Annotated in this window: 14 protein-coding genes; 1 reads left to right on the top strand and 13 read right to left on the bottom strand. The window is 68.1% G+C overall.

Annotated features, from left to right (window positions below; translation table 11 throughout):
* The 6 genes from ABD250_RS16765 to ABD250_RS16740 all read right to left on the bottom strand — a co-directional run.
* Positions 1 to 385, bottom strand: a 385-nt coding sequence (locus ABD250_RS16765) for a DUF3450 domain-containing protein (protein ID WP_344393414.1), incomplete at its 3' end; no start/stop codon positions are given.
* Positions 382 to 810, bottom strand: a complete 429-nt coding sequence (locus ABD250_RS16760; RefSeq protein ID WP_182657820.1) for a hypothetical protein — start codon at positions 808 to 810, stop codon at positions 382 to 384. The genes ABD250_RS16765 and ABD250_RS16760, both read right to left, overlap by 4 nt.
* On the bottom strand, positions 810 to 1,049 hold the full coding sequence (locus ABD250_RS16755; RefSeq protein WP_182657819.1) for a holin: 240 nt from the start codon (positions 1,047 to 1,049) through the stop codon (positions 810 to 812). Before ABD250_RS16755 ends, ABD250_RS16760 begins: the two co-directional genes overlap by 1 nt.
* Before the next feature lie 2 nt (positions 1,050 to 1,051).
* A complete protein-coding gene (locus ABD250_RS16750) occupies positions 1,052 to 1,813 on the bottom strand; it encodes a peptidoglycan recognition protein family protein (RefSeq protein ID WP_241730455.1) in 762 nt (253 codons plus the stop codon).
* Positions 1,814 to 1,947: 134 nt separating this feature from the next.
* On the bottom strand, positions 1,948 to 2,736 hold the full coding sequence (locus tag ABD250_RS16745; RefSeq protein ID WP_182657818.1) for a cutinase family protein: 789 nt from the start codon (positions 2,734 to 2,736) through the stop codon (positions 1,948 to 1,950).
* Between the two features lie 78 nt (positions 2,737 to 2,814).
* Positions 2,815 to 3,075, bottom strand: a complete 261-nt coding sequence (locus tag ABD250_RS16740) for a hypothetical protein (protein ID WP_182657817.1) — start codon at positions 3,073 to 3,075, stop codon at positions 2,815 to 2,817.
* A gap of 275 nt (positions 3,076 to 3,350) precedes the next feature.
* On the opposite strand from ABD250_RS16740, the gene ABD250_RS16735 reads away from it, so the two are divergent.
* Positions 3,351 to 3,902 carry an SGNH/GDSL hydrolase family protein gene (locus ABD250_RS16735; protein ID WP_344393409.1) on the top strand — a complete coding sequence of 184 codons (552 nt, stop codon included), beginning with the start codon at positions 3,351 to 3,353 and terminating at the stop codon, positions 3,900 to 3,902.
* Here the strand turns inward: ABD250_RS16735 and ABD250_RS16730 are convergent, their stop codons facing one another.
* The 7 genes from ABD250_RS16730 to ABD250_RS16700 form a co-directional block, all read right to left on the bottom strand.
* Positions 3,903 to 5,750, bottom strand: a complete 1,848-nt coding sequence (locus tag ABD250_RS16730; protein ID WP_344393407.1) for an SGNH/GDSL hydrolase family protein — start codon at positions 5,748 to 5,750, stop codon at positions 3,903 to 3,905.
* Between the two features lie 253 nt (positions 5,751 to 6,003).
* The gene (locus ABD250_RS16725; RefSeq protein WP_182657814.1) at positions 6,004 to 6,654 is read right to left on the bottom strand and encodes a hypothetical protein; all 651 of its coding nucleotides are present in this window, start codon (positions 6,652 to 6,654) and stop codon (positions 6,004 to 6,006) included.
* Between the two features lie 209 nt (positions 6,655 to 6,863).
* Positions 6,864 to 7,445, bottom strand: a complete 582-nt coding sequence (locus tag ABD250_RS16720; protein WP_182657813.1) for an NUMOD4 motif-containing HNH endonuclease — start codon at positions 7,443 to 7,445, stop codon at positions 6,864 to 6,866.
* 112 nt (positions 7,446 to 7,557) lie between these two features.
* Complete coding sequence (locus ABD250_RS16715) at positions 7,558 to 7,947, bottom strand: hypothetical protein (protein WP_182657812.1); 390 nt, start codon at positions 7,945 to 7,947, stop codon at positions 7,558 to 7,560.
* Positions 7,948 to 7,956: 9 nt separating this feature from the next.
* Entirely contained in the window at positions 7,957 to 9,576 is a 1,620-nt protein-coding gene (locus ABD250_RS16710) for a Gp37-like protein (RefSeq protein WP_182657811.1), read from the bottom strand.
* A 3-nt stretch (positions 9,577 to 9,579) separates the two neighbouring features.
* Positions 9,580 to 10,383: a hypothetical protein gene (locus tag ABD250_RS16705; RefSeq protein ID WP_182657810.1), complete on the bottom strand. Its 804-nt coding sequence runs from the start codon at positions 10,381 to 10,383 to the stop codon at positions 9,580 to 9,582.
* A gap of 19 nt (positions 10,384 to 10,402) precedes the next feature.
* Positions 10,403 to 11,134, bottom strand: a 732-nt coding sequence (locus ABD250_RS16700) for a hypothetical protein (RefSeq protein WP_344393404.1), incomplete at its 5' end; no start/stop codon positions are given.

The raw sequence follows: 11,134 nt of genomic DNA, 5'->3' as shown, positions 1-11,134 counted from the left end.
GGCTGATCTCATCCGGCGGGGTCTCGATGTCCTCCGGGTCGACGTGCTGCTGCAGCTTGCGGACCAGGCGACGGATGTAGGCGATCGCCAGCCGGTACTTGCGCTCCAGCGCGTCGAAGCGTTCCTGGAGTGACCCAACGCGCTGCTCGAGGCGTTCGATCCGGCGATCGCGTTCGGCTAGCCGAGCCTCCAGCCACTTGCGCTCCTCAGCCCGCTCCGCACGCTGTTCCTGCACGAACGTCGACCAGTCCGCCGTCCGCGCCTGCGCCGCCTGCGTGTCGTTGGCCTCCTTCCCGGTCTTCCGGGTGAACCGAGCCGTGATCCACGTCCCCACCACGAGCAGGATCGCCGCGAGGGCGTTGACCGCGATCTGCCCCCACGTCACCCGTCGCCCCCACGGTTGAGAATCACCGGCTCCCGTGGCGGGCCCGCGGTGTCCGCGAGGGCCGCGATGATGATCATGGTCCCCGCCAGCGTGAGCATCAGTGAGCCAGTCACCCAGCCCCTGGATGCATCGCCCGCGATCGTGGCCCACATGTAGGACAGACCCCAGACTCCCCACAGCATCGCTGTGAACGACAGCGCGTACCTGGCGACAATGCGATGCCACACCCCAGCGACGAGGCATGCCCCAGCCGCGATCCAGACTATGGCCCACACGTGCAGGGGCACGACGGCGTCAACGAAGTGAGTCAGCCGGCCGGTGTCAGGCTGGTCGAGGTATGCCATTCCGCGAGCTACGGCACCGGCGGCGGCGATGACCAGGGCGGCGATCCGCAGTTTGGGGTGGTGTGGCTCGAACGCTCGCATCAGCCGGCGCGATGCTGGCCGACGTACTCGAGCGCGGACGCCGACTCGTGATCACCTCGACCGGACGAGGCGATCGACGTCAGCAGGGACAGCACCGTCGCGGTGGCGGTGATGCCGAGTCCGGCGGTCCAGTCGACCTCCCATATCGGGGTGCCGATGATGAGCACACCGCCGGCGGTCTGGGCGGCGGTCTTGACGGCCCGCTCGGACGCGTCCTTCCAGAATGCTGCGGTCCACATGGTCACTTCTCCTTCGTGTGGCCCTGCTTGCGGCGCGAGTCGGCCACCGCGTCCACGAGGGTGAGGTTCTGGCCCTTGTCGTTCTGCCCGAGCTGGGCCCAGGGGCCGAGTTGGGCGTGGATGTCGCGGGTCTTGGTGAGCAGTTCGCGCTGCTCGGCGTCGGACAGTGCCATGAGAAACCCCTCCTCAGGGATCGGTGCGGGCGCCGGGATTGGCGCCACTGTCGGTGGGATGCCGGACGGGTTCGCGGTCATCCAGTCGAAGTGCTCCTGGGCGATGCGCATCCACGTGCTGTGGTACTTGCCGCCGTTGGCGAGATGGTGGGGGCAGGAGGTCTGCCCGAACTCGCGGTGGTCTCGGACGTTGCGGCCGAATTGGGGGCGGCCGAGCTTGTAGAACCAGCACAGGGCGGCCGCCAGGCGTGCGCCTTCGCGGATGACGGTGTCGTTGATCGGCCAGTCGGCCGCCGCGCCTCCTGAGTTGGAGTGCTCGATTGCGATGGACCGCTGGTTGGATGCGAGGTTGGCGTTCGACCAGGCGGTGTCGCGGTCCCACACGAGCTGCCCGATGCGGCCTGAGTTCTCCACCACGTAGTGCGCGGACGCCTGCCGGGTCTGCCACACCTGCCACGTCTGCTCGGTGGTGAGGATCCCGGCGAGGTGGTGGCGGGTGATGTACTCGATCCGTTGACCGCCACGCCCTGGGGTGAAGTGCTTGTTCATGATGCGGGTGACGTCGGGTTCGACGGTGAACCAGTTCTTCATGCTGTCTCCTCAGATGATCTGTCGTCGGTCACCGCAGCGGCATCGGGCGACCGTCCCCACCGGGGCGTCGTAGGGGCGGCCCAGGGTGACGAGGTGACCGCGAGCGAGATGCCAGACGGCCCAGGCGAGGCCGGTCACCGGACGGCCCACGCGACCGTGTCCGCCAGGCGGTGGGCGAGCGAGAGCCCTCCCGCGTGGGGGCGGGTGTAGGCCAGGGTGTGCGCGCCGGTGAGGTAGCCCTCGATGTCACGGCGGGCGCGGTCCAGGCGCGGGCCCAGGCCGCGCAGGTAGGCGAGCGGGTCGCGCCGCCACAGCTGCATGGCGTTGGCGAGCTGCCAGTCGCCGCGCCGCAGGTGCCCCGCGAGGTCCACGAGCAGAGCGCCGGGGATCTGGTCGGACAGGTCCGCCGCGGTGCGGAGCGGGGAATCAGGCGGGCAGGAGGAGATCACGTCACCGGGCGCCGAGGTCCAGAAGGTGCGGCCTCCGAGCGGTCCGACGCGGCTACCGGCGATGCCTGAGCCGCCGGGGTTCGGCAGTCCGCCCTTCCAGTTGTCCTGCCACCGGGTGGCTGGTCGGTAAGGGTCGGACATCAGGCCGACGGCCGCCACACGGTGGTGCTCCTGGGGGCGGGTGTCGAGCCAGTCGTGGATCACGCGACAGCCGCCCGAGTAGCCGAGCAGCACGAGCGTCTCGTTCGGGTTCTCGGCTGCGATGCGATCGAGGTCCAGCACGCCGATGTGGGCGGACACGGCCCACGATGTACGGCCGCCGATGCCGACCATCGCCGCCGGCCAGTGCACCGGCACGACCTGGTGACGCGCGGTCTTCTGGGCAAGGCGGGCGGTGACGTTGCCGATGATCGACCGGGAGTCCCCGGGCACGATGCCGGCCGATCCGATCCCGTCCGCGGTGACGATGAGCATGGGGCCTCCTGCGGGAATGGAGAAGGCCCCCGTCGATCGGCGGGGGCCGGAGTTGTTCCGAGTTGTTGGCGAGTTGTTTCAGGCGGGCTCGTACATCAGGTCGAACACCTCGGCCGCGCAGATCAGCAGCTCCCCGCTGCGGGCGCGCAGGAGCCAGTCGCCCGGGCGGGCGGTGGTGGTGCCGCCCGACGGCGGGATCTCCAGGACGCCGGACGGGTCGCACTGGCCGGGCGGGTGAACCTCGTGGCCGATGAACTCGCCGACCTCCGCGCAGTTGACGCCGGGCTGGTACTGCACCGCCTCGAAGGCGGGGCGGCGCTGGTGAACCGTGATCGGCAACGAAACCTCCTCAGATAGAGCGGGGCATAATCGGGCAGTATCGGACCTTCTTCGCAATTCTTAACACTTCGTGAGCGCCGTCAACTAACCTTCCGCTTATGCCTTCTCCCTGCCCCCGCCCTATCGCTGCGATATTGCTCGCGGTAGCCACGGTTTTCGTCGTCACCTCCCCGGCCGCCCAAGCCCAGTCGCTCGGCTCGTCTACCCCTGACGTCGAGCCTCCCGTGGTGATCGACCCAGGCCCGGCCCCCACCCCGCCCGAGGAACGCCCGACCTTGGCGGCATTCGTCGGCGACTCCTTCACCGCTCCCGCACAGGTGGGCACCCCGGTCGACAACTGGGCCGAGCACGTCGCATCCTCCAACTGTTGGGCTCCGACCTACCTCGGAAAGCACGGATCCGGGTACGTCAACCCCGCGGGAAGCGCCTGGCAGTACGTCAATCGAGTACCCCAGGTGACCGCCTCGGCCCCGGACCTCGTTGTCGTTCAGGGCTCGACCAATGACCTCTACCTCATCGGAGTGCGGGAGGCAGCCGTGGGGACGCTCGCGCTGATCCGGGCACAGAACCCTTACGCAACGGTCGTCGTGGTGGGCCCGGTGAAGGCCCCCCGCTATGACCTTGTGAGACTGACTGCTCTACGTGACGAACTAGCTGCGGCGGCAGCGGTCACGGGCGCACTGTTCGTGGACCCTCTCGACGGCGACTGGCTGGGCGATGACGACTTTGCTGACGGCCTGCATCTGACAACCGAAGGTAATGCCCGGTTCGGTGCCAAGGTTGTTGACAGGCTCGACACAGTGGGCGTGTCGACGAGTTGCACCTGATTATCCGGCGCGAGTCATGACCGCATGAACCCGCGACCCCGTGACCGTCACGCCCGTCTTGTCGGCGGAGGTCAGCCGCACTCGCAGGCTGACGGTGGCCGCGCGATCCACCCACCTCGTCGTACTCAGTGGGGTAGATCGCTGTTGCCCGGTCGGGCCGGGCAGGAGCGTCTCGTACGTGTAGTCAGAATCGTTCGTGGGCTTGGCGGTGGAGACCTGACAGAGGAGGCGAACGTCGCGGACGGTGGTCGTGTCGGCGGCGGTCGTCAACTGGACGCGTCCAACGATGGTCAGGTTGGCCGACTGCCACCCGGCAGGCAGCGAGACAGGGATCGCGTTCGCCAGGATGAGGTCAGTACCCCCCTCGGGGAGTGCTAGCGCTGTGCCGGTGGAGGAAATGAGGGTGATCTGATCGTGGGGTTCAGTGGACGTTGCGGCGGCGAGCACCGCCGATGCGAAGTGGCGCAGCGTCCCGGACACGAGCCGGATCACGACTGTGTGAGCGGCAGGGGTGAGCCCGACCGCCAGGGGGAGCCAGTAGTCGCCGCGCAGGCCACGGTCCGCGAGATGAACGTCATCCCCGATCACGACCCCGTCCACCAGTACGTCCACGACCGCGTTGTTGGCGAGGGCGGTAGACACCTGCGCGAGCACTTCCGTCCCTACCCCGGCGATTGTGACCGTATCCCCAGGAGTAGAGGTAGCGCCACTAGCCCATCCGGCACCCCCGTAGGTGACCGTGGTACCGGTCTTGGTTCCCGCACCGGAGACGACCACCCAACCATGCTCACCAACCTGGGCGACGTTGGACATTGCCCACAGCCCGTCCTTCGGGGGGGCGGCCAGTGCGACCGGGGCGAACTCCTTATCGGTGAGATGCCCGAGGATCGTCTGCGCGTACAGGTCGTTTCCTGCCGGATTCTGGTGGGTTCCGTCGTACATGAGGTGGGCCCAGTTTCCCAACGCCTCGAACGCGGCGTAGGCGTCCACGAACTCGGCACCCCATGCGGCTGCCACCGCCCGCAGTCGGGTCTCATACTCGACCAAGTCGACGTTCGCGGCGGTGTCCGGCGCGTACGGCCCTTCCCCAATAATGACCAGATCAGTACGGGGGGAGTCTCGGCGGACCGTGGCACAGATGCGTTCAATCTGTGCGAGGGAGGCGTCCATTGGGTAGCCGTTGGCGGCGAACGGTCCGATGGTCTGGGAGTTGATGTCATTCTTACCGAATGAGATGAACAGTACGTCGGCCTTTTCAGCAATAGCCGAGGTGACCCTGCCCATGAGAGCCGACCGTGCCGCCGTATAGCCGGACTGGGCATGGTTGGCGGTGGTGACCTCGATACCGAACCTTGACGCGACGAGGGTGGCTGTCTTTTCCATCGGCCCACCGCCGGCGTTGCCGGGGGTGGTGGTGTCGAAGATGGAGTCACCGACGCAGGTGAAGTGGAGGTTCTGCCCTGCCCGAGCGCGGGACATGGCCCGTGCCACCCCTGCGCCCTTCGCACCGTAGGTGGCCTTAAGGGCGGTTTCAGTGAGGTACGGCGCGACGTTGGTCTGCGCCGCCTCGTCCAGGAGATCGCGGATCGAATCGACGTGGGTGCGGTGCCCCTCGGCGACCGCTGCCGCGCCCTCGGCGTCGGACTTCGCAGTTTGCGCCTCGCTCGCCGCGGTGACCGTGGCAGCGCGCAGCTGCACCATCTGCGACTCCACCCACGACCGGGTCGGAGAGGACTCCTGCAGCGCCTCGGTCAGCAGGGTCATGTCGGCGGTGACGCCGAGCTCGTACACGTCGCGCAGGCCCTCGCCCTCCACGAGCATGACCGCCGGCCCCGGCTCGAGCTCCACGGAAATCTCCCCGGTGGGGGAGACCTCCACGGGGACCGGGACGGAGGCCACGAGGCGCGCCTGCTCGGTCAGCGACGAGCGGCGCGAAGGGGCGCGGACCGTGACACGCAGCGTGGCCAGCGAGACCCGATCGGGCAGCGGGGAGCCCGTAACGTCGTCGATGGTGCCGGTAAGGATGGGCACAAGAGCCTCCAGAGGTTTCAGGGCCCGGTACGAGCGGGCGAGGAAGGAGAGGGCCAGGCAGGGCGGCTGGTCAGGCGGTGTCGTCGATAGTGCCGCCGGGATCGTCACTGGTATCGGTGTTGGCGATGTCGTCGGACCACTGCACCACCGAGAACTGGGACAGGCGGGCGCCACCCTTGACCGTGCGAATGCCGACCAGCACGTTGAACCGCCACCGCACCTGCACGTAGTAACCCGGCGCCGGGGTGACGAAGAACTTCGACAGAGACACCGGCACACCGACGTTGACGTCGGTGACGGTGCCGCCGTCGGCGTGCGGCCGCGGGGCAGGCAGAGTCGTGTACGAGTACGGGGTCAGGTCCGGCTTGAGCACCACGATCTCGCCCTGCGCACGGTCGAATCCGTCCCCGGCGTGAACGAACGACGCGTTGGCGTGCCACAACCCAGCACGGTCCAGGCGGATGCACCACTCGCTGAGGACGGTCGACGGGTTGGTCGCCTCCGGGTGAGGACGGGACACCTGCACCAACTCGGCGTCGTTGTTCGGGCCGATCTGCGAATCGAACGGCAACGCCCGGTTGCGGCCCGGGCCCAGCCGCAGATTGTTGTACATGTACGCCGCGCAGTACGCGGAGGTACCCAGCAACTCGAACCGCTCGTTCAACTCGAGCTGCCCATCGACCAGCGCCGGAATGTCACCGTCGTAGCGGCCCAGGACCATGTCGACGATCCCCGAGATGATGCCGTTCAGCCCGTTGGCGAGCGCCTCACCGATCCCGCCTACGGATTCGACGGCGTCCCGGATCGCCTGCAGGATCCCGCCCGGCGCGCCCGGCGTCGTCGGGACATTGCCGCTTAGATTGATTCCCGTGACTACTGCCCTCCTAAATGGCGGAACCCCCGGCGTTCAACCGGGGGCCCTGGGGTCGATTACCCTCTCACGCGCTTGTTGTAGGTGCGCATGTATTCACGGTTCGCAGCGCGCACCTTCTCGCGGTTCGCGTCCTTCCACGCCTTCCCTCGGAGGCGATGGCACTCTCCGCAGTAGCGGCGATTCCCCGGCTGCATGTACCGAGTGTTGGCCTCGTCGTACAGGTGGCCCCCTGGGCAACGGGTCAGGTTCGCCTGGTGATGCGTCCCGTTCCGAACGGAGTCATGACGATTGTCGGCGTGAGTCCCGAGCGCCAGGTTCTCTAGCCGGTTGTCCGTCTTTACGTCATTCAGGTGCCGGACAATCGCCCCCTCGGGGATCGGCCCAACGAATGCCTCAAAGATGAGCCTATGCACTTTGACGGTCCGATTGCGCCCGCCTTGCGACAAGGTCACGCAGCAATAGCCAGAGTCCCCCACGCGGACGACCTTCTCGCCGCCACGCCTCAGATAGGTGTGCCCGACGCTGTCGGTGATGACTCTGTCGAGTGCCCGAACTCGACCATCAATCATGATCTCGTAGATGCCCTCGTACCCGACTACGGGTCGCCACTCTTCGGGGGTAGGCTGATCGTCAGCCATAACGCACGCTCCAATCGTGTCGTTGTGGTCAGGCCCCGGATGGTGTTAGCGCACCTTCGGGGCCGTCTTGTTGCACCCATTCTAGCAGTGCAGACAGGACTCCGAGGGGCGGTCACGCCTCCTTCGCGGTGCCGGCACGCTTGGCCACCAAGGCGGCCTTCGCGTGGGTGATGTACTCAGCGAGCTCCGCTTCGTCCATCTCGGTGAGATCCTTCTCCGGGGTCGTCACCTGGACCGTCATCCGGTCGTCCTCGGCCTTGATCCACACCCCGAACTCGTGCGGAGCCCCGGACCCGCCGAGAGCGTCGTACTTCACCGTCGGCGGCGCCGCCGTGCCTGGGCCGGCGCAACCGAGATGGTCGAACACCCACTTCGCCATCGCGTGCGCGCCGTCGGCGTCCACCGCGAGGTGCGGCATGTTGAAGAACAAGCACGCCAACGGGTGAAACTTCGGGTCGCGCGGATACGGGTACAGCTCGTCGAGCACCTTGTCGTCGGGCATGGTCTCTCCTCACATGATGAAGGTCTTGACGCGGTCGACCGAGTTCTGGATCGTCTTGATCGACCGGGCGAACAGGGCGGTCGGGTTCTCCCGGACACGCGGGTCGCCGAGCTCGATCGCCGAGCGGAGCCGCTTGTCGCCCTTCTTCTGACTGATCACCGTCTTGGAGGCGTAAGTGGCGAAGATGATCCCGCGGTGCACCACGCCCATCTGGTCGCCGCTGCGGTAGTCTTCGCCCCAACGGAACGGGGCGCCGCCGTCGACGGTGAATCCGATCGAGATGCCGCCGGCGCCCTGGGCGAGCATCTGGTACGCCTGCTGGTACGCCTCGATCGTCCAGCCGTCACCGGCCCCGACCGAGTCGCGGTTCGCGAACCGGCCGTGCCACTCCTTGCGCTTGAGGTCAGCAGCCTCGGACCAAGCGAACAGCTTGTCCTTGAGGCCCTCGCCGACGACGTCGCCAAGGAAGTCCGCCGCGGCGACGATGACCGGGCCGAACACCGGGATCGCCATCGCCAGCGCCGCACCCAGCCCGCCGAAGATCGCCTTCGCGCCGAGACCGAGCATGTTGTTGATCGCCTCGGGCGAGCGGCCACCGACCGTGACGTGCCAGACGTCCGACTTGGCGATCGTCAGCTCGGACGTCACGGCCTCCATGTGCTCGGGCTGCCACAGCACCCACGCCGGCACTCCGGCCGCGGTGGACGGGGTGTCGGCCAGGCCGATGCGCGGGGCGTTGGCCTCGGTGTCGAACGTGCGGATGAGGCCCTTGAGCAGGTCCCCGGCATGTCCGGTGGTGGAGGTGTCCCACTGTCGGGGCACGATGTCGAGGACGATGGTCGGCTTGGTCAGGATCGTGTGATCCGGGAACGGTTGCGGATCGCCCTCGAGCCACACGTCCAGGGTCAGCAACAGGCCGGCGGCGTCGAGGGTCTCCTTCACCGCCGCGAGGCCGGAGTCGAACCGCATGTCGAGAATCGTCATGGCGGTGGTGACCGGGGCGTTGATCGGGTTGACGATGCACGCCCATTGGTCGGCCACGACGTTCTCCCACGACTCGGGGGCCCACAGGTCCCAGCCGTCGATCGCGCCCGGCTGGAACTCGCGCATCGTGTTGACCAGGAAGTACTCCTTGATCACCTTCAAGCTCTGCCCGGCGCGGATGTCGCGGTACTTCGGCTGGGCGATGATCGGGAATCCGGGACTAGCCTGGAAGGTGATGTGCGCGGCGTAGCGATGCAGGCTGACGGCCTCGATCTTCACCCGCGCGCGCTTGGAGCCGTGGCCGTCGGTGATCCGCATGACCCGGTAGAACAGCCGATGCGGCTTGCCCGTGACGGGATCCTGCCCGGTCTCGATGAGCACCCACTGCGCCGCGTGGATCAGCTCGGTCCACGTGTCCTCCGGCTTGGAGGGGTCCAGTGACCCGAGCGGGATGAGCGTGTCGACCACGGGGTGGTTCACCGGATAGGAGCCGACGAACGTCGCCTCCTCGTTCGGCACCTCCGGGCCCTCCCACTCGAAGAACCCGTGCAGATCGTCGACCGGTTCGATGTGCCGGTCGAGGAGCTTCATCACCACGCCACCCGCGGCGGTGGTGGCCAGACGTTCAGCGGACCAGTCCGACACGACTCACCTCCCCCACGGGTTGAGGAACAACGGCTGCACCACTGCGGTGCAGCCGGTGAACGTCCACGGCGCGGTCGTGCCGGGCTCGATCGGGACCGGGGCGACCCGGCCGCGCATCTGCTGGCGCAGCGCCGTGGCGGGCTGGCCGTCGATCGTCACCATCCCGCCGGTCGCGGGATCGGTGTCCCAGACCGCCGGCACCGCAGTGGTCGGCAGAGTGAACTCCGGGATCCCCGGACCGGCCACCGTCGCGCCGGCCCCGGCCCACTCGATACGTGGGTAGTCATCCAGGTCCCCGGCGTTGTACACCTGCACGGCGCCGGTGTACGGCGCCGACTGCGGGCCGATCCACAGCCCGTCGAGGCACTGCACCGACAGCGACAGCGCCACCCGCCGCACCGGCTGCCCCGGCGCCCGCTCGGTCGGGGACCGATCAGGCATCGGGAACCCACCCGAGGCGAGCCGCGCCCGCGTGCGCATCAACACGCCGCGGTCCGAGACCCACGTCAGCTCCCCGTCGACGAGCGGCGACCACGCGAGAGCGAGCGCGTCGAAGATCTCGTCCAGCTCACGAGTCTCGCCGTCGACCAACTGCGAGGACACCGTCAGGTCGAGGGTGCCGGTCATCGGCGGCACCGTGAACCCCGACACCACATGCCCGGTGCGGGCAGGGCGCGCCTCCACCGTCGTGTCGGGGGAGGCGATGAAGCCGGACACCTTCGCCGCCTCCGCGCCCTGCGCGCCCTGCCTCTCACCGACGAGAGTCCATTCCGAGGAGTCGACTCCCGCGTATGCCAGGGTGATCACAGGCAGCCCCCTTCCACGGTCAGACGATCCCGGACACGCCCGCACCGAGCGGAGCGGGAGCGTTGTCGGAATCGGTCACACGGATTTCCAGGTCGTCGACGCGCTGGTCGAGCTCGTCGAGCATCTGCTTGACCTCCTCGTCCGTGTACGCCGTCTTGCCGGCGGGCAGCGCCACGGTCACCGAGGTGCCCGCGGGTAGCTGCTCGGCCGAGATGTCGGCCTCACCGTCGACCGACGGCACCACCGGCGCCGACATGTCGAGGCCGCTGAGGTCGTCCGGCACGGCGGCGGCGGGGTCGTCGAGCTTCGTGCCGATGACCCGGCCGTCGTCGTCGAGGAGTGCGGCCTCGCCGCCGATCGGTCCGTCGATGATCGCGTGCAGCAGGTTCCGGGTGGAGTCGTTGAGCTGACCGCCCAGGATCCCGCCGAGACCGACCATGCCCAGGGCACTGTCGGCCACGTCGAGACCGAGTGCGGTGCCGAAGTGCTGCGCGAACTCCTCCGGCGACCCCATGCGGCCCTGTTCGGTGGTCGCGGCCGCCCACGCGGTGAACCCCTTCTCGGCCGCGTTGGCGAACCGCTCGAGCTCGGCGAGGCCTTCGTCGACCCACCGCTTCATCTCGGGGGTCAGGAACTGCAGCTCGTGCACCAGCGCGGAGACGTCCCGCCACTGCTGGTTGGTCAGGATCGCCTCCGGCTTACCGGACTCGTTGTGAGCCACGGTGATGCCCTCGGCGAGGACACCGCCCTG

This window comes from Dietzia cercidiphylli (genome assembly GCF_039531545.1).
GTDB lineage: Bacteria > Actinomycetota > Actinomycetes > Mycobacteriales > Mycobacteriaceae > Dietzia > Dietzia natronolimnaea.
This window is presented reverse-complemented; position numbering and strand designations above follow the sequence as displayed.